This window comes from Mucilaginibacter xinganensis (assembly GCF_002257585.1).
Lineage (GTDB): Bacteria > Bacteroidota > Bacteroidia > Sphingobacteriales > Sphingobacteriaceae > Mucilaginibacter > Mucilaginibacter xinganensis.
Genome location: NZ_CP022743.1, coordinates 2,449,385 through 2,475,187, shown reverse-complemented (window position 1 = coordinate 2,475,187; position 25,803 = coordinate 2,449,385). Strand labels below are relative to the sequence as shown.

The window sequence follows — 25,803 nt, the reverse complement described above, 5'->3', positions numbered from 1 at the left end:
ATGACAGCGCTAAACTATGATCAAAATATGAACTACATACTGGAAGACGAGCGCGTGTTGCTGAGGCCCTTGCTTGAAAGCGATTACTATAATCTGTTGCCTTTTGCGCTGAACGAACCTGATACATGGAAATATTCTTATTTAAGCGCCCGCGGGGCCGATGGCATGCGCAGGTATATTGATGACGCTGTTACCAACAAAGCTACAGGGAAAGAATACCCGTTTATTGTATATGATAAGCAAAGCCAAAGCTATGCCGGCAGCACCCGTTTTTATGATATTTTGCCTGCATGGCAAACCGTTCAGCTAGGTTACACCTGGTATGGCGAAAAATTCAGGGGTACCGGCTTAAACAAGCATTGCAAATATTTGCTGTTGCAGTTTGCCTTTGAAACGTTAAATGCTTTAAGGGTTGAATTTAGAGCCGACGCAAGAAATGAACTAAGTATTTCAGCAATGAAAAGCATTGGCTGCGTACCGGAGGGGATATTGAGAAACAATATGCCGCTGCAGGAAGGCGGACGGCGGGACTCAATTGTTTTAAGTATATTACAGGAAGAATGGGAAAGCGTAATTAAAGCCCGCTTAAAACAAAGACTATAAGCGTGTTTTATAGTAGCCTCTTTTAAAGCAGGAACGAACATCAACATAAGTACTGGCAGCAACGTATGTCATTGAAGTATAACTTTTACAACATTTGCAACAACTGAAACTCAATTTAGCCTGAAATAAGTAACAAAAACATATTTTCACTATCTATAAATAAATAAGGCTAATAGTGGAAAATATCCTTCGTATTTCAAATCTTACAAAAACATATCAAAGCGCAGGTAAAACCCTTACTGTGCTTGATCATATAAATTTCGCCGTTATCGCCGGATCAACAAATGCCATTGTAGGGCCATCGGGCAGCGGTAAAACAACGCTGCTTGGCCTTTGCGCAGGGCTTGACAGAGCCACATCTGGAATTGTAGAATTAAACGGCATTAACCTTGGTACACTTACCGAAGACCAGCTGGCCCAGGTGCGTAACCAATATATCGGCTTTATTTTCCAAAATTTCCAGCTGTTGCCTACCTTAACCGCGCTGGAGAATGTAATGGTTCCGCTGGAGCTTCGCGGCGAAAAAAATATCCGTACAAGGGCAATGGATCTATTAGACAAGGTGGGGCTTGCGGACCGAAGTCACCATTACCCTACCCAATTATCCGGCGGCGAACAGCAAAGGGTGTCGCTGGCCCGGGCATTCTCAAATGCGCCGAGGATCTTATTTGCTGATGAACCCACCGGAAACCTTGACGCCGAAACCAGTGAAAAAGTTGTAAAGTTACTTTTTGACTTGAACAGAGAGGCTGGTACAACGCTGGTTGTAGTAACGCACGACCTGGAACTTGCAGCCAAAACGCAGAGGATCATCCGCATTAAAGGTGGTAAACTGGTGGCTGATGATTTAACTGATAAAGGATAACCGGGCGATGGACATCAATTCAATTACTAAAAGAAAAATAAATATCTCCTGGCTTTTTCAAATGGCCCTGCGGGATAGCAGGAAAAACCGCTCGCGGTTGTTGCTGTTCATTTCGGCCATTGTATTTGGAATAGCTGCTTTGGTGGCTATTTATTCATTCAGGTATAACCTGCAAAATGATATTAATGCACAGGCGGCAACGTTGATCGGTGCCGACCTGGTGATATCGGGAAACAAACCCGCGGATACTGCAGTAAAACCATTACTTGATTCGCTCGGAAACCAGCGATCAGAAGAACGCGACTTTGCTTCAATGATCTATTTTCCAAAAACGCAGGGAACCAGATTAGTACAGGTACGGGCATTACAGGGAGGTTTTCCCTATTACGGCAGCCTCGAAACTGAACCGGTGGCAGCAGGCTCTTCCTTTAAAAAAGGAAAAACAGCCCTGATTGATAAAACATTGGCCTTACAGTTTAATGTGCATGTAAATGATTCTGTCAAAGTAGGCGAGGTTACCTTTTTAATTGCCGGGATCCTGGACAAAGCACCCGGACAAACAGGTGTTTCGTCGGGCATAGCACCAATTGTCTATATCCCCCTGCAATACCTCCAGCAAACCGGCCTCTCCAAAAAAGGCAGCCGCATCAGCTACAACTACTATTATCAATATAAAAAGCCGGTAAATATATCAAAGCTGGTAAAAGCCATCCAGCCAAAGCTGGACAAAGCGGAAATGAACGTTGAGACTGTCGAGATCCGAAAAGAAAACACCGGCCGCTCTTTTGGTGACCTCACCCGTTTTTTATCGCTTGTTGGCTTTATTGCTTTGCTGCTAGGCTGCGTGGGCGTAGCCAGCGCCATTCATATTTATATCCGCGAAAAGATTGCATCCATAGCTATAATGCGTTGCCTGGGCGTGAAAGCTTCAGAAGCATTTTTAATCTACCTGATCCAAATTGTAGGTATAGGCATCATTGGGGCTGTAGCGGGTGCGGTGCTGGGCACATCTATTCAGCGCCTTTTACCAATGGTAATGAAGGATTTTTTACCGATCACTATCTCTACCGACATTTCCTGGCTGGCCATAGGACAAGGAATTTTACTGGGCGTAATTATTTCCATCTTATTTGCGCTGTTACCGCTCATTTCCATTCGCAATATCTCGCCGTTAAATACGCTGCGAATGAATTACGACAGTGTAAACGTGGCCCGCGACCCGTACAGGTGGCTGGTTTATTTGCTCATCGTACTTTTCGTGCTTTCTTTCACCTTTTTACAACTCGACAGCTGGCTGGCGAGCATATTTTTTACCATAGGCATTATCATCGCTTTCATGGTACTGGCTTTCACCGCATGGCTTTTAATGACCTTAATGCGGCTTTTTATCAAGAGCACCTGGAGTTATTTATTCAGGCAGGGTTTTGCCAACCTTTACCGCCCCAACAACCAAACTATCATCCTGATAGTATCAATCGGGCTTAGCACGACGTTTATTTGCATCCTGTTTTTTATTCAAAGTATTTTGATGGGGCAAATCAGCCTTTCGTCAAGCGGCAACCAATCAAACATGATCCTGTTTGATATTCAAACCGGCCAGCAAAAAGCAGTGGCCCAATTAACTAAACAGCAAGGCTTGCCGGTACTTCAGCAGGTGCCAATTGTAGCCGTTAAACTGGAGAAAATCAACGGTAAAACTGAGGCTGATGTAAAAAAAGACACCACGCTTAAAATCCCTGTTCGTGCTTTTACATGGGATTACCGGGTTACTTACCGCGATACCCTTAGCGCCACCGAGAAAATAATAAAAGGCGAGTGGGTTGGTAAGTCGGCACCGGGCAAAGAGATCCCGGTTTCTATTGAAGATAACTTCTCTAAACGCAACCATGTGAACGTGGGCGATCATCTGGTGTTTAATGTGCAGGGAGTGCCCATGCCCGCCATTGTTAGCAGTGTAAGGCAGGTAAACTGGAACAAGATCCAAACTAATTTCCAAATCGTATTCCCGGCCGGAGTTTTGGAGGATGCACCACAGTTTCATGTGCTGCTTACCCATGTTCCGTCGGCAAAAGCGTCGGCAAAATTCCAGCAGGCGGTAGTTAGGCAGTTCCCTAATATCTCAATAATTGACCTCGGCCTGGTTTTAAATGTAATTGACGGGCTTTTAGATAAAATAGGCTACGTTATCCGTTTCATGAGCGCTTTCAGCATCATAACAGGGATAGTAGTTTTAGTTGCGTCAGTAAGGATCAGTAAATACCAGCGCATCCAGGAGAGCGTGTTACTGCGTACACTTGGCGGCAGCCGTAAACAAATATTTACCATCGCCGCTTTGGAATACCTGTTTTTAGGATCATTATCCGCACTTACCGGAATAGTTATAGCAATTTCCGGTAGCTGGCTTTTAGCTAAATACAGCTTCGAAGTGCCGTTTACTATTAATTTATTGCCCGCAGTAATATTGTTTTTTATAATATCGTTGCTAACTATAATCATCGGCTTATTGAACAGCCGCGGTGTCTTGAATAAACCTCCTTTAGAGATTCTAAGAGGAAATTAGTTAATCGACCCGGAACTTTTAATTGAAAATTGACATGCACAAATTAAAGATCATCTGCTTACTAACTGCACTTTTTTTTCTGGGAGCCTGCGGCGATAAAAAAGCAAAACCAGCAGAGCCACAAGTAGCTGCTAATAAACCTGACTCTTCGTTTAGTGATAAAACCGTTTTGTTTTTTGGCGATAGCCTTACAGCCGGCTATGGGCTCGATGATCCGTCACAGGCGTTCCCGGGAGTGGTACAACAAAAAATAGATGCGGCAAAGCTCCATTACAAAGTGGTAAATGCGGGCGTAAGCGGCGAAACCTCTGCCGGAGGGAAAGCGCGGATCACCTGGATACTGAAGCAAAAAGTTGATGTGTTTGTATTGGAGCTGGGTGCCAATGATGGCTTGCGGGGTATCCCGGTGAGCGAAACCGTTCAAAACCTGCAGGCTATAATTGATACTGTTAAAATAAAATATCCCAATGCCAAATTAGTGATGCTGGGCATGCAGGTACCTCCGAACATGGGCAGCGCCTATGCCTACAGTTTTAAAGCCATTTTTCCTGAACTGGCAGCCAAAAACAAAATGACCCTGATGCCTTTTCTTTTAAAAGATGTTGGTGGTGTACCTGCGTTAAACCAAAAAGATGGCATCCATCCAACCGTTGAAGGCGCTAAAATAGTGGGTAATAATGTTTGGCAGGTGCTGGAAAAAGTATTACTCAGCAATAGCTAATTTAAATCAAGGTTCAGGAAGCAGGAAGTTACGCAGCACCCGAAAGGCCTTATTCAAACTGGATAAAGCCTGTATTGATTGTATCAATTATCCTTCCGGTACGCCTAAAAACACCTACCTGGCCATCGCTGCTGTTTGCACATACGTTACCTTCAATTGTGGTTAACATGCCATTTTCGTTTTTCTCAACAAATCCGGAATGCCCCAATCCCGGCCCTGTGGAAATAATGAATACCTGTCCGGGTAAAATAAGTGAGGTATTTAGCTTGGCATCATGGTTGGTTAATATTTTCCCTTTTGCTTTTAACCATCCCTGTGTTACATCACCAGTTTTAAAAACAGGGTTTTCCATTACTAAATTTGTACAAGCCTGATTAAAACACCAGTAAACAAACGCCATTGACCAGCGCTGTCCACTAGCAATACCGGCGGCATCATGGTATTTATATACGCTTGGGCCATCATTACTTCCGGCGGGAAACTCTGTAACACCAATTTGCGACCTTGCGATGTCCAAAACTGCGGAAAGCAGCCTGTTTGGCGGTGTAACTATAGCCTTAATATTTTTCACGCCAAATAACGCAGCCCAGGTAATAGGGCCAACAATGCCGTCAGCGTCCAGCGGGTTTCCGTTTACGTCATTAAATCGTGTTTGAAAAAGCATAACCGCATAGCATGTGTCAAGGTCATAGTCGCCATTAACTTTAACAGGGCCACAGCCCTTTTCATTTAATTGTTGTTGGATGGCTTTAACACTTGTGATATCAACAGCATGCTGCTGAATGGTATAACCGGGGTACGTCATAACTGGCTTAGGTAAAATATATAATTGGTTAAAAAGGCGTTGGTTTATTAAAGTTCAAAATATTTTTTTAATATTCCTCAACTGCTTGGTTCTACTAAATAACGCAGTTTCCGTAAAAAATTGCATCTGTTATTTAATTAGAATTTATCTATATAAGCAACATTTTATTACTGATGCCAAAAGGATATGTTACCTTCGCAAAAATCAAAATTTATGGAAAAAACTAAACTTACTATAAACAATAATGGCTCTGTAAAAATAGAGGGCGACTTTGAAATTGTTGATATGCAGGGTAACGAATATGGCTTACAAGGCCGTACTATTGTTTCCATTTGCCGCTGCGGCCTTTCAGCAAACAAACCATTTTGCGATGGGTCTCATAAAGGTCACTTTGAACATAATGCAATTGCATTTGATCTCCCCCCAAAGAAAGTGTAATTTGATCTTTCAAAAACTTACGAAGCCTTAAAAACTTCGTAAGTTTGGGTTCTGTAAAAAATCCCTTTCAAATGCCTGTAATTTTAGCTAATAACGTAAAAATTTACTATAAACTAACCGGGCAGGGAGACCCAATCCTGCTGGTGCACGGGCATCCTTTTGACCACACTATGTGGGCCCCCCAAATCGCATCGTTTTCAACTTTATACCAGGTTATTACACCTGATTTAAGGGGATATGGAAAAAGCGGCTTACCCAAACTAACCAGGTTTGAAGATTATGCGACAGATCTGCTGGCGTTAATGGAAGCTTTGGAGGTTGATCGCTTCCATTTAGCAGGGTTATCGCAGGGCGGGCAAATCATCATGGAAATTTTCAGACAGGCGCCCAAAAGAATAAAAAGTTTAATTTTTGCCGATACATTTGCCGGCATGGATACGCCAGAAGTAAAGCAGGGCCGGTATGATACCGCTGATCGTTTGGAAAAAGAAGGGATGGACTCTTATTCCAACGAGGTAATCTATAAAATGTTAAAACCCGAACATGTTTCATCCCAACCGGAAGCAGCTGCCCATGTTTTAAAAATGATGAAAGCATCTTCACCGAAAGGAGCCGCAACTGCTTTACGGGCAAGGGCCGAACGGATTGACTATCTCAAAGTAGTTTTACCAACCATAAACATCCCTACCCTTGTAATAGTTGGCCGGCAGGATGAATTTACCCCGGTTGCCAAAGCAGAAGAATTACAGCAAAACCTTCAAAACTGCAAATTGGTTGTGATTGAAGACGCCGGCCATCTGCCTAACCTGGAGCAACCCAACGCATTCAATGCAGCAGTACTTGATTTTCTGAAAGGGATAAGTAATTCGGGCTCTTTTTAACAGGTTGATTATTCATCTAAAGAAACCATTGCCTTTATTACCCCCGTTTCGGGCTTTAACCAGCTTCCAAACTCCCTTTTCACTTTACTAAAGCCAACCTTATGTGTTATGTAAGTTTTGGGATCAACTAACCCATTTTTCATACAGGCAATTACGTGCTCAAAATCCTTGCGGGTAGCGTTCCTGCTGCTCATTAAAGTTGCCTCCCGCTTATGAAATTCAGGGTGACTAAAACTAAGGTCTCCTTTCTGCAAGCCAATCAGCACAAACCGTGCACCATGCGCCATGTATTGGAAGGCATTATTAATCGCTTTCAGGCTTCCTGTGGCATCAATCACTACAGCAGGCATGTCGCCCCCGGTTATTGTTCTTAACTCTTCCGACACATTTGCATCTGCCGCATTAATTACATGATCGATTTTCAAATGGACTTTACAAAACTCAAGCCGCGAAGCATTTACATCCATGGCTATTACCCGGGCGCCTGCTATTCTTGCAAATTCCATCACACCCAAACCTATAGGGCCCGCTCCAATCACCAAAACAAATTCTCCGCTCTGTACATAGGCGCGGCTAATACCATGCGCACCAATGGCCAAAGGTTCAACCAACGCCAGTTCATCATAGCTTAAGCTGCCGCCATGCACCAGAGAATAAGAGGGCACAGAAAGATATTCTACCATTCCGCCATCAATATGCACACCGCAAACTTTTATGTTTACACAGCAGTTAGGTTTTTCGCTGCGGCAGGCTATGCAAGTTCCGCAATTAAAATATGGAATAAAGGTCACCTGCTCACCGATGTTGAACCCGGGAGCGTCGTCAAATTCAATTAACTCACCCGAAAGCTCATGCCCCAGGATGCGCGGGTAGTCAAAATAAGGCTGCGTGCCTTCAAAGGCATGCAGGTCTGTTCCGCAAATGCCTATACGTTTTACTTTTATAATAGCATGGCCTTTTTGCAAAACAGGCTTTTCACCCTTTTTATATTCCAGGCTGCCAGGAGTGGTACAGATCAATGTCTTCATTTTATAATTCAACTCTTTTCATGGTGGGCGAAAGCAGGTGCATAATTAACCAGGCCAGTAAATAAGCAAACCCGCAAATGGTGAAAATAATATTATAACCAATTACAAGGTGCCCGGCTTCTTTATAGGTTTCCAAAATATAGCCGATTAGCGCAGGAAAGAATATGCCCCCTACAGCACCCGCCATGCTCCCAATACCCACTACAGAACTTATTGCCCTTTTTGGAAACATATCTGAGGCCGTAGTAAAGATGGTTGCGCTCCAGGCCTGGTGAGCGGCAGCCGCCAGCGCTATTAAGCCAACTGCCTGCCAAATTCCCGTAGCGAACCGCGCTGTTATAATCGGCACTACACAAATTGCAAATATCAGCATAGAAACCTTCCGCGCCTTAAAAACCGGCCATCCTTTTTTTATAAGCCACGAAGAAAGATAACCACCACCAATACTACCGATAGTAGTTGCAGAGTAAACTATTACCAAAGGCAAACTTGGCTTTTTCAAGTCGAGGTTAAACGTACTTGCGAAATATGAGGGCAGCCAGAATAAAAAGAAATACCAAATGGGATCTGTTAACAGCTTTCCGGCAACAAATGTCCAGGTTTGTCTTTTGCTCAAAAGCGTTTCCCATTTAACTTTCGGCTCATCAACTCCGTCAACCACAACTTCATCTTCGTCGCTGTGAATATGTTCATATTCGGTTGTAGTTACCTTTTTATGCTTTGAAGGGATTTCATAAAATATCAGCCAAAATATAAGCCAGATAAAACCAATTGCACCCGTAATTATAAATGCCATTTGCCAGCCGTAAATCCCTAAAATCCACGGGACGAGCACAGGTGCAGTAACCGCACCGATGTTAGCTCCTGAATTAAATATCCCCGTAGCGAACGCGCGCTCTTTTCTGGGAAACCACTCCGCAACCGCTTTTATGGCTGCCGGAAAATTACCTGATTCACCAATACCCAACCCCATCCTTACAAATATAAACCCTGTGGTACTTTTAACAATAGCATGAAGCATCGCCGCTAAACTCCACAGAATTATAGAAATAGTGTATCCTAATTTGGTGCCTATTCTATCAATGATATTACCAAAGATCAATAAACCGGCAGCATAGGCAGCTGTAAATGCTGTTACAATATGTCCATAATCAATTTCAGTCCACCGGAACTGCGTTTCCAGTGTTGGTTTCAATAAACCAATAATCTGCCTGTCCAGATAGTTAATTGTTGTCGCAAAAAACAAAAGGGCTACTACTACCCACCGGTAGCTCCCTACCCTATTTTCTTTCATACTTATTGATTTTCGGTTAATTACATTGCAGCTTTAACCAGTTCAATAGCTTTAATAGTATCGGTATATAACTTGTCGTAAAGCTTTTTATCGGTAATTTCTTTTGTAATTAATTTGCTGCCCATGCCAACCGCGCAAACCCCGGCATGGAACCAGGAACTTATATTTTTTGTGGTTAGCTCAACCCCGCCAGTCGGGATAAAAAGCTGCCCCGGAAAGAGTTCTCTGATAGAACTTATAAACGCCGGACCCAATACGTTGGCCGGAAAAATCTTGATCAGGTCTGCACCGTGTTTTTGCGCCAGGTAGATCTCTGTAGGCGTCATACAACCGGGGATCCAAAGTAGTTTATGTTTATGGGCAACTTTGCCAACCTCCGGGTTTATGATCGGCGAAACAATAAAATCAGCACCCACATCAATAAAGGCTTCCGCTTCCGATACGTTTTTGATGGTGCCAATCCCTAAAAGAAGATCGGGCATCTCTTTGTTCGCCGCTTTCTTTAAGGCCTTAAAATTATCTAAAGCCTGTTTCCCTCTGTTGGTATATTCAATTACTCTTATACCCGCTTTATAAAGCGTGCGGGTTACCTGCAGGCTTACTTCAGTATCTTCGTTAAAAAACAAAGGCAGCATTCCCTGGGTTAAAATACTGTTTAATACCGCTTTTTTTATCTTCATTTCATCGCTTTTTTTATATCCATGACCGTTTTATCAGTAGCATCGCTTTTTACAAACAGCTGCTCAAAAGCCGCTGCGGTGGCAAATTCTAAAGTTTCAACCGGATCTGAATTATTAAAGAACCCATAAATTATTCCGGCCATAAAACAATCGCCGCTGCCAACCTTGTCCGTCACCTGTTTAGTTTCATACTGTTTTGAACTGTAAAACTTCCCGCCGGTGTAAAGCGTCGTATAATAATCGATATTTGCTGATGCATCGAACCGGAAAGTATTTGCTACTGCTTTACATTTTGGATATAGCTGCATGATACGCTCCGATGTTTTCAACGCTTCCTTTAAGTAGGTGCTTTTTTGACCCGATTCATGAATATTGGGTTCAACAGCAATTCCAAGCATGGTTTCAGCAGCCCAAACGTTACCCATTATCAAATCGCAGTATTTTGCCAGCCCTGGCATTATCTCTAATGGCGTTTTACCATATTGCCATAATTTTGAGCGGTAATTTAGATCAACCGAAATGGTGATCCCTTTTTTTGACGCCGCTTGCAAGGCTTCCGAACAAACGTCGGCCACTTGTTGATTAATTGCCGGACAAATAGCGCTGAAATGAAACCAGCTTACATCCTGCAGCATCTTGTCCCAATCAATAGTACCCGTTTTTAGCAGCGAAAATGCCGAACCTGCACGGTCATATATTAAGGCATCATGTTTAAGGTCCTGCCCTTTTGTTAAATAATAAAGGCCCAGCCTGCCCGCACCAAAAGAAACCGAGCGGGTATCAATTTTTTGCTGCTGCAGATATTTAACAATTTGAACTGATAAACCATTATCAGGCAAAACCGTAAAATATTGAGATTGCAATCCCCATAAAGCTAAAGCTGTTGCCACATTTAGTTCAGCTCCGCCAACATAAAATGGCAGCTGATTATTATTGAGCCACTCGCCATTGGCATCCGGCGTTATCCTCAGCAATAGCTCGCCAAAAGATAATATTTTACCCGATCTGTTTATTTTAAAGGCTGCGCTCATTTTATTTTGTCAAAATCAAAGTATTTTTTGGCGTTGTAATAACAAATATCACTTATCACTTTACCTGTCCATTCCAGGTCATTTGGCAGTTCCCCGTTCTCAATATCGTTACCAAACAAATTACAAAGGATCCTTCTAAAATATTCATGCCGGGGAAATGACAAAAAGCTACGGGAATCAGTAAGCATCCCTACCATACGGCTTAAAAGCCCCATGTTGGACAGGGCGTTAATTTGTTTGATCATCCCGTCCTTCTGATCTAAAAACCACCACGCCGAACCATATTGCATTTTTCCTGCAATTGTACCGTCGTTAAAATTACCCGCCATTGTTGCCATTAGTTCGTTGTCTGCCGGGTTAAGGTTATATAAAATGGTTTTAGTTAATCTATTTCCTGATTCAAGCTTATTCAAAAATCCCGACAATGCTTTTCCCTGCGAAAAATCACCCATGGAATCATAACCGGTATCAGGCCCGACTTCACTTAGCGCCCGGGTGTTATTATTGCGCAGCGCACCCAGGTGGTATTGCTGAACCCATCCTTTTTCATTATCCCAACATGCAAAATGGTACAGCATGGCCGATTTAAATTGTGCTGCTTCATCTGTAGTCAGGCTTTGCTCATTTCTTATTTTAGTAAAAATGATCCTTATCTCCAGCTCTGTATAATTTTCAGCATACAAATGCTCCAATCCGTGATCAGACAAGCAACAGCCGTTTTCCGCAAAGTAATCATGCCTGCTCTTGAGGGCTGCCAGGTATCTGTTAAAATCAAAAATTGAGTAGCCCGCCAGCGTTTCCAAATTGCCGATATAGGCGTTTAACGTTTTGGTATCATTAGCTTCCATTGCTTTATCAGGCCTAAAAGCGGGTAAAACCTTTACGCTGTAACCATCATTTTTTATTTTTTTGTGATGTGACAAGCTATCCAAAGGATCGTCGGTGGTACAAACTACCTCCACATTCCTGCTTTTGATAATACTCCTTACGCTGTATTCCGGCGAACTCAGTTTTTCATTGCACTCCTCATAAATCCTTTTTGCCGTTGCCGGTGATAAAATCTCGTTGATATCAAAGTATCGTTGCAGTTCCAGGTGTGTCCAGTGATATAATGGATTCCGCAGAGTATAAGGAACGGTAGCGGCCCACTGCTCAAATTTCTCCCAATCAGTTTTATCACCTGTTACATAGGCCTCGCTTATCCCGTTTGCGCGCATTGCACGCCATTTGTAATGATCTCCGTTGAGCCATATTTGTGTTAGGTTTTTAAAGTTGAGATCTTCGGCTATCTGGTCGGGTGGCAAATGGCAGTGATAATCAATTATGGGTAACCCGGCAGCATAGTCGTGATACAGCCGCTGTGCCGTTTTGGTTTCCAGTAAAAAATCTTCATTTAAAAAACTTTTCATTTCAATTAGTAACTGCCGGTGGGAAGCAGGCTTATAGGTTTAATTTGCTTTTAGTTTTGCAGGGGCAATATACTTTTTATCCAACCATAATCCCAAAATAAAGCCTGATTTACAATCTGAATATATTTTTTTTATTTCACGCTGTTTTTCACGCCTGATACTGAATACCATTATTAGCTGTAAGTTTTAATTTTAATAATATTGAAAAGCATATTATTATAGTGGAATAATTATAAAAGCCAGGCACGATTCAGGTCAATAAGGAATACTGCTTTTTATTATGCTGTTTTATTGGTTGACAGGAACATTGTATTGTAAACTGACGTTTGTCCAACGCTCTTAACTATATTAATTGTTAGTTTTGCAACCGATAAAAACCTTAAAAATGTCTATAACTACCGAAAGCGAAAGAATTGGAATGCAAGAGGCAAGCGACGCTGTTGCCATTACACTTAAAAAGATGCGTGAGTTTGCCAAACCGGGGCTTTCAACAAAGGAACTTGACGAATACGGCGGTGAATTGCTGGCACAAATGGGTGCAAATTCTGCACCCAAGCTAACCTACGGTTTTCCGGGCTATACCTGTATAAGTGTTAATGAGGAGGCTGCGCACGGCATGCCATCGGCAGATAAAATATTGAAAGAAGGCGACCTGGTAAATATTGATGTATCGGCAGAATTAAACGGCTATTGGGCAGATAATGGCGGTTCGTTTGTATTAGGCGAGGATATCCACGGCCATGGCAAACTGGTGGCAGCATCCAAAGACATTTTAAGGAAAGCAATCAGCAACATTAAAGGTGGCGTAAAAATATCAGAGATTGGCAGGTTGATTGAGACTGAAGCAAGGAAAGCCGGCTACATGGTAATTAAAAACCTCACCGGTCATGGTGTTGGCCGCAGCTTGCACGAAGAACCCCACGAGATAGCTAATTACTGCGACAGGTATAACACCGCGCGGTTCAAAAAAAATTCGGTAGTAGCTATAGAGACATTTATTTCTACACGGTCTACAATTGCCGATACACAAGCTGATGGCTGGACACTAAGCGGCAACAAAGGTGGTTTTGTTGCGCAGCACGAGCATACCATTATGGTAACCGGAGGCCAGCCGATAATCTTCACAGCACAGAACGGGATCTGGGATTAATTATCGCCTAAGTACAAAAAAGGAATATCAAGACAACCTTATCGACTGTTTGTCGGCTGTTTAAAGCCTGCTTTTGTTTCTAAGGAAGAGAGTAAGTGTTGTATGATCAACCGCTTCGCTGCTTCTATTACATGTTGCGCAAGGCTTCCACCGGCACCAATAATTATTACTTTCTTCATAACATCAAATTATTCAGTTTTTGGGGCAAGTTCACCGTACCAATACGCCGCAGTGACGCCGCCATCCATTAAAAAGTCACTGCCGGTAATAAATGCGCCGTGGGGGCCCATTAATAGTTCCCCGACTGCTCCAACCTCATCGGGCGTTCCGGCGCGACCTGCAGGCGAGATTGCTATCATTTTGCGATATCCTTCGCCGCGCGGGCCGGACAATTCATCTTTGGCAAGCGGCGTAATAATTATTCCCGGGCTAATGGCATTGATTCGCGCCCCGCGCTTACCCCAGTTAACGGCCTCTGCCATAACGCTTAACGAGTTTCCCCTTTTAGATAGCTGGTAAGCATGCAGAGAATCTTTAACCTGGCCCGGCTGCAGGAAATCCAGCGAAAGCAGTTCGTCGGCAGGGGTGGTAGCCAGTGCTTTATCCTGTTCGGGTGTTAATGCAGGCAGCCGATGGCCGCTTCTCCAATTTTAGCCAAGTCGGCTGCTGTCAGTTCCACCGCAACCGCCCCCAGGTTTTCGCGCAGGCGATGTGATTTTGTGGGTCCGTTAATCGAACTATCCAGGGCTTTTGTTCCAGCAACCAGCCCAGCGCTATTTGTGCGGGCGTTGCACTTTTTTCTTTCGCAATACCTGTAAGCAAATCGACCATTGCCTGGTTGGCTTTACGCGAATCCGCTGAAAAGCGGGGTAAGCTTCAAACGAAATTTCCCACCTTCCGATATGCTGGCTCCTTGACGCTAACAATAACTCTTCAGAAGCACCCGGATTTAATTTTAAAATCCACTTATACAATTTAACGGCAAAGAAATATTCCTGCGGCTCACTTACACCATCAAGGGCAAGACTGCGTGGGTCCTGCTTGTTGTAAGCATCAAAAAGCTCAAATGCGCTGTCCGGTTTATTCATCGGTTCAAAATAAATTATTTATTATAAAAGTACTACAGTTTTGAAATTGATCGTAAACAGGAGTGTGCAGTTAATTCAACTTGTTAACATCTTTTCAGCGAAACCGCTTACGCTATCCAGCAGGCGTAGCCGATTGCCGGTTACACCCTTTATAACGTTGATAACTTATATTGTACCAGGTTTGTTACATAACTTAAGTTTACTAACTTTACTTAATAATTAACCGCAAGGGTTTCGTAATAATTAACAGGACTTTTAAACAAAAAGAATGCCCGCTGCGTAAAAGCAGTAATATAAATGACTGACAGTCATTTATAGCCGATAAATTAAGTTAGAAAATTGAAGCTCATAGCTATTTATGAGAAAATGTTTATTTGCCCTTGTCTTTTTTTTATTGTCAGTAGCAGGGTACGGCCAATGTACATTAAGCGTTAACTTGTCGGCATCAGCTACCAGTATCTGTTCCGGGAATAAAGTAACGCTTACTGCCAATGCTTCCGGGGGAACCGGCCCTTATACCTATGCCTGGAAAACCGGCCAAACCACGCCATCAATAGACGTTAATAAGGAGGATACCTATACGGTTATTGTAAGTGACAAAACGCCGGGTTGCCAGCCTGTATCAAAAAGCATAACCATTCTTACCGCGGCCACACCCGATGCTCCCTCTGTAAACCCGTCAAGTGCGCTGGTTTGCACCAATACTTCCGCAACGCTTAAAGCAACTTCCCCGGGCGGCTTTTATCAATGGTTTGACGCCCCTACGGGTGGGAATTTTTTGGGAAGCGGGGATACTTTTGTAACACCACCCATTAATTCAGGAATAACTTTTTATGTGCAAACAACAGTAAACGGATGCACGAGTTTACGAACCGGTGTTTTTGTAAATGCCACCGGCAATCCAACGGTTACCGGGATGACTGTTTGCTACGGTAACGGCGCTGTTTTAACTGCAAGCGGCGGCAGCAACTACGAGTGGTATGCTGCTTCAACAGGGGGCGCGATATTGGCTACAGGGCCAGCTTTCTCAACTCCGGTACTTACAGCAACAACTACCTATTATGTTGTAGCTACAATAAATGGGTGTACCAGTGCGCGTACGCCTGTGATAGCTAAAGTAACGCCGGCTCCGCAAACACCGGTTACCCAAAACATTTCCATTTGTTCGGGTTCAAAGGCCAGCCTGCATGTAACTCCGGGACAAGGGATTTATTCGTGGTTTGACGTTCCCAGCGGCGGACAACCACTGATATTAAGCCCCGATTACACCACCCCGGCGTTAACGGCTTCTAAAACTTATTATGTTCAAAACTCTATAAATGGATGTGAAAGCGCAAGGGCTTCGTTAACAGTTACAGTGAATCAAATCCCGGCTGCACCGGGCGACCAGGTTCAAACTACCTGTAAAGGATCGTCCATATTACTAACCGCTTCTACCACACCTACCGGCATATATCAATGGTATGATACTGCGGTTGGCGGAAATTTACTAAAAACGGGCATTACTTATCAAACTCCGGTCTTAAACTCGTCAACCAATTATTACGTAGAGGCTAATAATATTGGCTGTTCAAGTCTCCGTTCGCTTGTAAGAGTTGTTATTACCCCTCCTCCTGCGGCACCTTCTGTTTCCGGTACCATTATTTGTAACGGGTCTTCAACAACATTAACGGCAACCGGGCCGGGCGGCACCTATGAATGGTATGATGCAGCAGTAAACGGAACTTTATTGCATACCGGCACCAGTTTTACCACACCTGCGTTAACGGCAACTACAAAATATTATGTACAAACTACTGTAGGTGGCTGTACCAGTGCCCGCACCGTTGTAACGGTTTCGGTAAATCCCATAGTTTTACCCCCGGCAGCAAGTAACGCAACTACCTGTGCGGGCAGCACGGCATCACTTGCTGCAAGCGGCGGCGCAGCGGGGAGCACTTATGAATGGTATGACAGTGCAACTGGCGGTGCATTGCTGGCATCAGGCCAGGCTTATACCACGCCCGCCCTAAACTCAACAAGCATTTATTATGTGCAAATAACAAAAAACGGTTGTTCAAGCGCGCGAAAAGCAGTTACCGTAACGGTTAATGCGGTGCCATCCGCCCCGGCTGTAACTGGAAATACAGCTGTATGTACCGGCAAATCAACAACTTTAACCGCAAGTGTTGCTGCTGGCACGGTTCAATGGTATGATGCCCCTGTATCGGGTAATTTGGTTAAAACAGGTGCCGTATTTGTCACACCAGCCCTGTTTGCAAATACAACCTATTATATACAAAACACAGTTGGACAGTGCGTTAGCGGCAGAACACCGGTAACCATAACCATAAATTCACCCGCACAGCCGCAATTTAAATACCCAACCGGTTCGGCTTGTATTTTCGCGCCAAACCCAATACCTGTTATTTATAATCCTGCAGGCGGCACTTTCAGCGCCACCCCGGCTGGGATGGCTATTAATCCAACAACCGGCGAAATTGATCTTGCTAACAGTACCGCCGGAACTTATACTATTACTTTTGCCGGCAACGGTACCTGCGCGGCACCGACAAAAATTCAATTCAAAATATTTACCAATGCGGTAGCAAACTTTAGCTACAGTGCCGTTTATTGCCAGGATGCAGGTAACCCGCTCCCGGTTATCGGCGCGGGTGCCAGCAGCGGTACTTACAGTGCAACACCTGCCGGCCTGGTATTCGTTAATACCAGCACCGGCGAAATAGATCTTAAAAAAAGTATTCCGCAAACGTACACTGTTACCAATACTATTCCTGCAGTTGGCAGCTGCGGAGGTGCTACAGCGTCATCTACCGTTACTATTGATCCGGGGGTTATCATCAGTGCAGGTCCTGATCAAACAGTGCCCGCGGGCAGTAACATCCAGCTAAACGGCAGCGTAAGTGCCGGTGCCACTGCAAAATGGTCGGGAGGAACAGGATCTTTTTCAAACATAAATCTCCCAAATGCGATTTATACGCCGGGTGCGGCAGAGACTTCCGCCGTGCTTACGTTTACCTCCAGTGACCCGCCCGGCTCATGCGGGCCAAAATCAGACAACGTTACAATAACTTTTAAAAACACGCCTTTATCACCAACAGTTACGGGCAATGCTACTTGTTTGGGCAGCAGTGCAACTTTATCAGCCATTGCACCCGGCGGCACCTATAACTGGTATGATGCTGCAACGGCGGGCACATTGCTGTTTATCGGCGCCAGTTACACTACCCCAGCGCTGCTAACAAATACTACCTATTATGTTGAAACGGTGAACAGTATTGGGATTGCAAGCCCGCGCACCGCTGTAACGGTAACTGTTAATTCGGTACCCAATGCGCCGGTTGTGCCTAACGTACCGGTATGCTCCGGCAATAGCGCTATCCTTACACCAACAGATTTAACGGGAAGCTTTGTATGGTACGATGCGGCAGTAAACGGTAATATTTTATCCGTCAACCCTACGTATACAACACCTGCATTAACTGCCAGCCAGTCATACTATGTTCAAAAAACAGTAAATGGCTGCGTTAGTCCGTTAACACAGGTTGACGTTACGGTATCACCGCTTCCGGCGATTACCAGTTCCTCAATAGCATCAGTTTGTAGTGGCAACGCATTAAATTATACTATAACAGCTAACATACCAACTGCTACTTTTTTGTGGAGCAGGGCGCAGAAGGCCGGAATAAGCAACCCAGCCGCAGCAAATCAAACCAGTAATACGATTACTGAAACTTTGATTAACACCAGCAGTGCAGCTGTTGATGTTACCTATATTATAACGCCGGTAAATAACGGTTGTTCCGGAAATCCATTTAACTATGTTGTTACTGTTTACCCCACTCCTGCTGTTATTAGCCCTCCAACTGCTACTATTTGTGATCAAAACCCTGTTAATTATGAGATTAAATTTAATACGGCAGCAAACTTTGAATGGAGCAGGGCGGCAGTTGCCGGAATTGGGAACACCGCTATTTCGGGGCAAAACACAGGGACTATAAGAGAAACGCTGATCAACACCACTAACGTGCCTGTTGATGTAAAATACATTATCCAGTCAGCAACAAGTACCTGCGCCGGAGCACCTTTCATATTGACCGTAACCGTTAATCCTTCGCTGCATATAACCAGTTCGCAAACCGCAAATGCATGCAGCGGGGAGCCGCAGGATTATACCATTACCTCGAGTTTACCGGGGACAACTTACAGGTGGAGCCGTGCAGCAGTACCAGGTATCAGTAACCCTGCGGTATCCAATCAAACATCGGCAACTATTACCGAAACATTAATAAATACAGGTACTGTAGCTACACACGTGGTTTATATTATAAACCCATCCGCTAACGGCTGCTCCGGGCCAACCTTTTTTTTAGTAGTAATTATTAATCCGCAGCCTGCAAAGCCCATAGCCAACAGCAACTCGCCCATATGTATTGGCAGTACAATTAAATTACGAACAACCGACCTGGCTAATGCTACTTTTCAATGGACAGGACCTAACGGGTTTACATCTACACAGCAAAATCCGGATATTCCAAATGTAACGCTGGCTAATTTAGGCACCTATAATTTAAACGTGTTTGTGGATGGTTGCCCCAGCGTTACCTCAACAGCTGCCGTAGTGGTACGGGAACCTCCGCATGCCAACGCAGGCCCGGACCAGTTTGTTTGCGTTTTAGCACCGGATATTATACTCAATGGCCAGGTTACCGGCGGTACATCAACCGGGATATGGTCCACCACTGGCACCGGAACATTTTCCCCTTCAATAACCGACTTGCACGCGCAGTATTTACCTACCGCAGCAGATAAAGCCAATGGCAGAGTTAATTTTGCCCTGACTTCAACAAGCGACGATGATTGTGCGATATCTGTAGACAGTGTAAGCGTGTTTTTTGGCCCGGCACCGGCAGTGAATGCCGGTCCTGATCAAAGCGTATGTTCACAAACAAGCAATGTGCAACTGGATGGAAACGTTAAAATAGCCGGTGGCGGTTTATGGAAAACATCAGGAACAGGAACATTCAGCCCTTCGGCAAACCAATTAAATGCAGCATATATGCCAAGTGCGGCAGACGTTGCGGCAGGCTCCGTTAACTTAATTTTATTTGCCACCAGTGCCGGGCCATGTGATATTGCCAGCGACACGATGAAAGTGAGCTTTATACCTCCGCCAACCGTAAATGCGGGTGGCACACGATACGTTTTAAGGAACCGGACAATAACCTTAATGCCAACAGTAGGCGATGAAAATGTACAATATTTGTGGACGCCAAACCTTGATATAAGCAGCAACACGGTAAAAAACCCGGTGATTACAGGTGTTGTTGATCGTACTTATACATTGCAGATCACTGACGCGCGCGGCTGTATCAACACAGATACTGCAAGGGTCATTGTCTCGCCGGAGATAATTACTCCCAATACTTTTACCCCAAATGCTGATGGTGTTAATGATCAATGGAATATTAAAGGGTTAATAGCATACACAGATGCCACTGTTGACATTTTTACCAGGTATGGCCAAAAGGTGTATCATTCCATAGGTTATAGTAAACCATGGGATGGCGTATTTAACGGCAAAAAATTACCGGCGGGCGTTTACTATTATGTAATTGATACTAAACTTTTTCAACAGGTTTTATCGGGCAGCCTTACCCTGATAAGGTAAAATGCAAGCAGGCGGAAGTATTTTTGGTGTTATTTCCTTTTATAAAAAGATATGGTGGCCAGTTTACCCGGATGGTCTCTTATTTCTGTGCTGGTATAATATCCTGACCCGTCTGCCGCAAAGCAGATTCCTTCTCCCTGCGGTTCATTGTTAAAATAGGGCGCTCGTTGCGGCTGAGTAAGTAAACCTGCCGAAACGGTTACGCCGGAGGCCAGTTTCCAATACCAGATTAGTTCATTGCTTCTGAGTAAAATTTCAGACCCATCGGCTGAAATGTCGCCACTGGTTGCTTTGTTAAAAAACAGCTGCACTACAGGTGTCATTACCGTAGCTGAAGTAATACTTTGCGGGTATCTGGCAACAAATATTTGTGAAAGGTTACTTGATTTACTGGCGATATAAATATCTTTTGTAAGCGGGTCAACCATCAATGTTTCAGCATTGCACGGCCCGGTCGGATATTTTAATTCTATTATATCAACGTTTGAAATAGCTGCAATGTATGGTGATGCTGCTCCTTTTAAATCAGGTTCAGGAAATCTGTAAACAAATACAGAGGAATAAACGGAGCGGTTATCGCCTATATCGCCAACATAAATATAATTTACGCCAGCTACGGGGCCAGGGCCAACAGCTATATCTTCCCAATCCCTGTTACCAACCGGAGTTAAGGTAATAGTTCCCCTGTCTGCTCCACTCCCATCCGTAAGATAAATTTGGTTGAGATTACCACTGTCATTATGAATGTACAGTATACCGGGATTAAGCCTGCTGGCTGCAACACCAGAGATTTCCAGAAGATCTTTTCTCGAAAGGTTATTAACAACCGGGATAGGATTAAACTGCGTGGTGGTATCAAGGGCCGACGGATCGTACGTTGTTTTTGGGAATGAAACCGTTACCGGTGGCACAGTACCGGTGGAATCCTTTAGGGGTGCTATCGCAGTACCTGATTTTTTGCAGGATAATACCGCAAATATTAAAAAGCATAACAACCCGGTTTTAAAGTATTTCATATAATTATCTTTTTAAAAATGGGTTGTTATGCTGTACGGGGTTTATAAAAAATTAGTGTTGATTTCCTGTGCCATCCAACTGGTAAGCGCCGATGTCTTTACCAGGACCGGTTATACCGCTTGAACCAAAATTCGGATCAATTTTAATGCCCGCGGTAATAGGTTGGAATGCGGTGGTGGTTCCTTTACCAACAGCTGGCGAACCTGCCTGTAAATGAAAGTTAAAACCATCAACAGAAGCCTGTGTGATCCAGGCATTATTAGCTGCGGGAAGTGGGTAGTTTACAAACATTGGGTTGTTTTTACCTACTAATGAGCTACCGTCATAAACAAAGCCAAACGTGTATGATGCACCTAAAAATGCAGCCATATTTGGAATATCGGTAGCCTGGGGATGCGTTACAACGGGTTGCGCAACGCTGGTAGGCACAAACTGGCCTGTCATTGCGGCATTATCACCATAAAAGAAATTGTAACCATAAGCAGTTTTTTTGATTACGCTGGATGCATTATACAAAGTATCGGCCAGGTAAACTTTTGCTCCGCCTGGTCCGCCGGCAATACGTACGCCAAAATTACAATCAACAATAAGGTTGTTATAAACTAAAGCCCTTGAGTTGTTTTCTATTTCCACCGAGCCGCTTCTTGCACCGTAAACACCGTCATTCCTGAACCCGTCATTAACATAGGTGTTATTGTACATGGCAAACTGGCATTCGCCTGCTGTGGTTCCGTCACTTGCGCTTTTTGTACCATTGGTTGCGCCGCCAATAATTAAGTTATAAGCCATGTTACCTACGCTGCTGCCTTTTGCATTAAAGCCGTCGCCGCCTGTGCTTCCGCATTTTTCCATGGTATTTCTCATGATATTATATGTACCTCCATAAAAACGAGTTGCATCATCCGGCGATCCATACATCCACGAATCCTCCATTATAAACAACCCATTAGGGTTCTCAAAATATAGGATATACTGTGAGCCTGCTTTTAAGCCGGTAGCCTGCGGAAAAGGAAGTGCCTTTAATGCTGCGCCGCCAAAATCAAGGTGTGTCCATTTTAACACTACCAGGTTTGCCGAGTTGCTGCAGTAAATACCACCCCAGCCGCCTACGTATGCAGAATCTGTAGCCACGGTTGACGAACCGGTAGTTTTGGTGCGGCGCGGGTCGGTAATGGTTACCGGAGCGTCTTTTGTACCCAGGCTTATTAAATCGCCGTTGACGATAAAATTGGCACCTTTTGCCATATTTATTTTAACACCTTTTTGTATCAGCAGGGTATCACCCGCATTAATGGTGATGTCGCCGCCAACGGTATAAGTTTGGTTAGCCAGCATGGTGCCTTTATAATTACCTGCCGGCAAAGTGGCGGAATTGCTGATTGCTTTACCAATCTGGATCTGTGGTACTGACACCACAACGCTATCACTTTTCTTACTGCACGCGGCAAGGGCGAAAAGCGATATACATAATGAAATAATTTGTAGTTTTTTCATGACTGATGAAATGAATAATGGTTAATTTATTTTATTGCTTTGTTAATGATTAAAAATTAAAGCGGGCACCTAAGTTGTACCGGGCGTAATACTGATCGTACTGGATGGTGGTATAATTGGGGCTTTCCTGGTGAGGATATTTTAAAATGCCCGTGTAATTATTGATGTTGTTTTGTTTGATGAATAACTGATAAGGTGTGTTTAATATGTTGTTGACCTTTACAAAAATCACCCAGTGTTTGCTAAATGATTTTTGCGCCGAAAAGTCAAGGTTAACTGATGCTTTTTCCCAGGTATCAAGCCCATAATACTCAGATACAGCCCTGATCCTTTCACCGGTGTAGGCTACGGCTAACTGGGCATCCAGGCCGTTCCTGGTATCTTTATATAATAGTGAAAAGTTGCCGATATGGGTTGCCTGCCCTTGCAACGGGCGTGTTTGATCGCGATAGGTAGGCTCTGACTGGTTTACCACGTCAATTCTTTTAACTGAGGTGATAACTGAATGGGTATAAGTATAATTTGCACCGAAGCCAATATTCCCGAAGTATTTTTTCGCGGAGAATTCAAGCCCGTAGTTGTGGGCATTGCCCAGGTTAACAGGCTGTAGTACCAGGCTTTCGCCGGTACCGTGTATAAATTGCTGCTCAATAGGGTTGATCAGGTATTTGTAAAAAGCGCCAAACAACAGTTCATCAAACGCACCGGGAAACGCCTCGTAACGTAAATCGAAATTATTGATGGTGGTGTGCTGCAAATATGGATTTCCCTGGGTTACATAGGTTTCGCCTGTAGCATCCGGGTACGGAATAAGATCAGCATAGGCAGGCCTTAAAACCGACTGAAAATAAGAAGCCCTGATAGCCTGGTTTTCCGTAAGCGAATACTTGGCGTTTATGCTTGGTAAATAATCGGTATAATTTATGGTTGCTGTTTTGCCGGGGAAGGTTACCGGAAGCGATGAATCATAATGCTGGTAAGTTTTCTCGCCCCTTAACCCAAAAAGTATATTTAAACGGTCACTTAAGATATATTTTAAGTCCGCATATACGCCCTGGATATTTTCGGTAAAAGTATATACGCCCGGATCGCTGTAGGATGATCCGCGTGCATACTCAGGTGAGTTAAACTGAAATTTTGAATCGGGAACAGACACATACAATTCATCGGAAGTTGGCGAACCCGGATCAGACCCATGGTTTAAAGTGTACCTATCCACAAAATTGTCCCTGGTTTTATGCCTGAACATACCACCGGCGGCAAATAAAGCCTTGCGTCCAAAAATTCTGGTATCGTAATGCAGGTTTAAATATGCAGAAATATCTTTATCGGTGTTATGAGTCCAAACCCTTGATTCGTCCTGCACATATCGAGGGCCATTAATTATGGTGGAGGCCACATAGGTTGAGCTTCCCGGGTTTCCGGGGGTGGGTTCATTGGTGCCGTTGGGCCCCGGGCTGGTATTATAAGCAGTTTTAAATTCAGCAATATCCGGTTGCTTGTGCTGTGCCTCGGAGTTTGCTACCGTCCAGTCAAATGCAAACGCATTGTTTATTTTATGATTGCCCTTGAGGGTAACGTTATAAATGCTTTGCAGGTCTGTACGGGTTTCGGTTAAATTATCAATCCCGTTAGTGTAATGATAGCCCTGGTAAGAATATCCGCCATATACAAAGTTTTCGGTTTCCCTAACCCGGTGCTCATTCAGCTGTAAATAGGATCCAAATAAGTTGATAGAATTATTGGCATCGAACTTATAATCAACGGACGCAATGGTACCTAGCCTGCTGATTTGAGATGAATATTTGCGATTATAGGAACTCTGAAAGTTTGTTTCTGTATTTACAGAATTAACGTCTGGCGCAGGGCCTACGGTATGGGTTTGCACCATTTCAAAGCTATTGTTACCGGCGTAATCATTGCGGTACGAGCCCGAAAAAATCACGCCTAACTTTTTATCCAGGAAACGATCGCCAATGGTTAAACTAAAATCAGCATTAGGCGGAGCGTTCTTTGAACGGGTAACCAGGTTTTGGTATGGAAAATCGTTGATGGAAGCTAAGCCGAGCGGAGGTAACGTTTCGCCGGGGGCTTTACTGCGCACCTGGCCCGAATTAAAGGTTTTAAATCCCCTGTTAATAAATAACTGGCTATACCCTGTACCTAAGTAGCCATCTATCCTTAATTTATCAGGTGCGGTTTTCATCACCAGGTTTATCACGCCGCCGGAGGCATCACCTTCCATTTCGGGTGTAAGTGACTTTGAGATCTCTATTTTTTCAACCAGTTCCGCAGGAAAAATATCCAGGGGAACATACCTGTTTTTATTATCAGGACTTGGGATTTTTACCCCATTGATTAAAGTAGTGTTATATTGCTTGTCCATACCGCGGATGATAGCATGCTGCGCGTCTCCGGTATTACCCCTATCTACCGAGATGCCCGAAACACGGCTAAGTACGTTGGATACCAGCACATCCGGCGAGATCGCAATGGAATGGGCCGATACCGCATTCATTGTATTATTAGCGTTCCGCTCGTCGCTTCTGGCCGACTTATCGCTTTCTTTGCTTGCGTGCTCGGTAATGGTCACCTCGTTAAGAGAAGTGGAATTATCAGCCATGGCCACATTTAACACAGCTGTTTCAGTACCGGTTACTTCAACGGAATAATCGTTGGTGGTTTTATAGCCAACAAACTTTACCTGTAAAGTGTAAATTCCTGCCGGTACATTTTTAAAAACATAAGTACCATCAAGCCTAACGGTAGTATTGAGGTTAAAATCGCCTTTTTGAATATGGACAGTGGCCCCTATTAATGTTTCGCCGTTTTTAGCGCTGGTAACGCTCCCTTTTATGGTTTGCGCAAAAGAAACAGCGTTACAAAGTACAAAAAGTGCAGTAAGTAAAAAGCTTATTTTAATTGATCGTAATTTTGATTTCATTAATGATGTGTGTATAAATTGTTTTCAACAGGGGGTTTGAAAAAAAGAACGGCATGAAACCCAATCAGATGGATCGGTATATGGAGAATAAAAGGGTACCCAACACGTTTTTAAGGGACACAGA

The 25,803-nt window shown here is 43.9% G+C and carries 20 protein-coding genes; 8 read left to right on the top strand and 12 right to left on the bottom strand.

All coding sequences use genetic code 11. From position 1 onward, the window contains the following. The 4 genes from MuYL_RS10730 (at position 1) to MuYL_RS10715 (ending at position 4,749) form a co-directional block, all read left to right on the top strand. On the top strand, positions 1–603 hold the full coding sequence (locus tag MuYL_RS10730; RefSeq protein WP_094570566.1) for a GNAT family N-acetyltransferase: 603 nt from the start codon (positions 1–3) through the stop codon (positions 601–603). 175 nt (positions 604–778) lie between these two features. Next, on the top strand, positions 779–1,468 hold the full coding sequence (locus tag MuYL_RS10725) for an ABC transporter ATP-binding protein (protein ID WP_094570565.1): 690 nt from the start codon (positions 779–781) through the stop codon (positions 1,466–1,468). A gap of 7 nt (positions 1,469–1,475) precedes the next feature. Next, positions 1,476–4,028, top strand: coding sequence for an ABC transporter permease (locus tag MuYL_RS10720; RefSeq protein WP_211710265.1), 2,553 nt, complete (start codon positions 1,476–1,478; stop codon positions 4,026–4,028). A 34-nt stretch (positions 4,029–4,062) separates the two neighbouring features. Further along, complete coding sequence (locus tag MuYL_RS10715; RefSeq protein WP_094570564.1) at positions 4,063–4,749, top strand: arylesterase; 687 nt, start codon at positions 4,063–4,065, stop codon at positions 4,747–4,749. Positions 4,750–4,798: 49 nt separating this feature from the next. On the opposite strand, the gene MuYL_RS10710 is transcribed toward MuYL_RS10715, so the two are convergent. Continuing rightward, positions 4,799–5,554 (bottom strand): peptidoglycan-binding protein, encoded by a 756-nt coding sequence (locus tag MuYL_RS10710; protein WP_094570563.1) that lies wholly within the window; start codon positions 5,552–5,554, stop codon positions 4,799–4,801. Positions 5,555–5,767: 213 nt separating this feature from the next. Here MuYL_RS10710 and MuYL_RS10705 point away from each other — a divergent pair, with 213 nt between their 5' ends. Next, entirely contained in the window at positions 5,768–5,992 is a 225-nt protein-coding gene (locus tag MuYL_RS10705; protein ID WP_094572911.1) for a CDGSH iron-sulfur domain-containing protein, read from the top strand. 71 nt (positions 5,993–6,063) lie between these two features. Beyond that, on the top strand, positions 6,064–6,873 hold the full coding sequence (locus MuYL_RS10700; protein ID WP_094570562.1) for an alpha/beta fold hydrolase: 810 nt from the start codon (positions 6,064–6,066) through the stop codon (positions 6,871–6,873). A gap of 8 nt (positions 6,874–6,881) precedes the next feature. Here the strand turns inward: MuYL_RS10700 and MuYL_RS10695 are convergent, their stop codons facing one another. Genes MuYL_RS10695 through uxaC form a run of 5 tightly spaced genes read right to left on the bottom strand, consistent with a single transcriptional unit; the run spans position 6,882 to position 12,315 of the window. Then, the gene (locus MuYL_RS10695) at positions 6,882–7,901 is read right to left on the bottom strand and encodes a zinc-binding alcohol dehydrogenase family protein (protein WP_094570561.1); all 1,020 of its coding nucleotides are present in this window, start codon (positions 7,899–7,901) and stop codon (positions 6,882–6,884) included. Between the two features lies 1 nt (position 7,902). Further along, entirely contained in the window at positions 7,903–9,195 is a 1,293-nt protein-coding gene (locus MuYL_RS10690; RefSeq protein WP_094570560.1) for an MFS transporter, read from the bottom strand. Between the two features lie 20 nt (positions 9,196–9,215). Continuing rightward, the gene (locus MuYL_RS10685; protein WP_094570559.1) at positions 9,216–9,875 is read right to left on the bottom strand and encodes a beta/alpha barrel domain-containing protein; all 660 of its coding nucleotides are present in this window, start codon (positions 9,873–9,875) and stop codon (positions 9,216–9,218) included. Continuing rightward, positions 9,872–10,906, bottom strand: a complete 1,035-nt coding sequence (locus MuYL_RS10680; RefSeq protein ID WP_094570558.1) for a sugar kinase — start codon at positions 10,904–10,906, stop codon at positions 9,872–9,874. The genes MuYL_RS10685 and MuYL_RS10680 overlap by 4 nt, the downstream gene beginning before the upstream one ends. Beyond that, positions 10,903–12,315 (bottom strand): glucuronate isomerase, encoded by a 1,413-nt coding sequence (gene uxaC / locus MuYL_RS10675; RefSeq protein ID WP_094570557.1) that lies wholly within the window; start codon positions 12,313–12,315, stop codon positions 10,903–10,905. The genes MuYL_RS10680 and uxaC overlap by 4 nt, the downstream gene beginning before the upstream one ends. A gap of 385 nt (positions 12,316–12,700) precedes the next feature. Here uxaC and map point away from each other — a divergent pair, with 385 nt between their 5' ends. Then, a complete protein-coding gene (gene map, locus MuYL_RS10670) occupies positions 12,701–13,465 on the top strand; it encodes a type I methionyl aminopeptidase (protein WP_094570556.1) in 765 nt (254 codons plus the stop codon). Between the two features lie 38 nt (positions 13,466–13,503). On the opposite strand, the gene MuYL_RS23175 is transcribed toward map, so the two are convergent. From MuYL_RS23175 to MuYL_RS10655, 3 genes are all read right to left on the bottom strand, one after another. Continuing rightward, complete coding sequence (locus tag MuYL_RS23175) at positions 13,504–13,644, bottom strand: hypothetical protein (RefSeq protein ID WP_157740757.1); 141 nt, start codon at positions 13,642–13,644, stop codon at positions 13,504–13,506. Positions 13,645–13,653: 9 nt separating this feature from the next. Continuing rightward, positions 13,654–14,028 (bottom strand): SDR family oxidoreductase, encoded by a 375-nt coding sequence (locus MuYL_RS10665; RefSeq protein ID WP_262493685.1) that lies wholly within the window; start codon positions 14,026–14,028, stop codon positions 13,654–13,656. 210 nt (positions 14,029–14,238) lie between these two features. Continuing rightward, positions 14,239–14,553: a DUF4202 family protein gene (locus tag MuYL_RS10655; protein WP_094570555.1), complete on the bottom strand. Its 315-nt coding sequence runs from the start codon at positions 14,551–14,553 to the stop codon at positions 14,239–14,241. 358 nt (positions 14,554–14,911) lie between these two features. Between MuYL_RS10655 and MuYL_RS10650 the strand changes: the two genes are divergently transcribed. Continuing rightward, on the top strand, positions 14,912–20,224 hold the full coding sequence (locus MuYL_RS10650; RefSeq protein ID WP_094570554.1) for an Ig-like domain-containing protein: 5,313 nt from the start codon (positions 14,912–14,914) through the stop codon (positions 20,222–20,224). A gap of 29 nt (positions 20,225–20,253) precedes the next feature. Here the strand turns inward: MuYL_RS10650 and MuYL_RS10645 are convergent, their stop codons facing one another. From MuYL_RS10645 to MuYL_RS10635, 3 genes are read right to left on the bottom strand one after another with little or no spacing between them, the layout of a single operon-like run. After that, positions 20,254–21,240, bottom strand: coding sequence for a hypothetical protein (locus MuYL_RS10645; protein ID WP_094570553.1), 987 nt, complete (start codon positions 21,238–21,240; stop codon positions 20,254–20,256). Positions 21,241–21,292: 52 nt separating this feature from the next. Then, a complete protein-coding gene (locus tag MuYL_RS10640; protein ID WP_094570552.1) occupies positions 21,293–22,735 on the bottom strand; it encodes a hypothetical protein in 1,443 nt (480 codons plus the stop codon). A 49-nt stretch (positions 22,736–22,784) separates the two neighbouring features. After that, on the bottom strand, positions 22,785–25,679 hold the full coding sequence (locus tag MuYL_RS10635; RefSeq protein ID WP_094570551.1) for a TonB-dependent receptor: 2,895 nt from the start codon (positions 25,677–25,679) through the stop codon (positions 22,785–22,787). Positions 25,680–25,803: the final 124 nt, after the last annotated feature.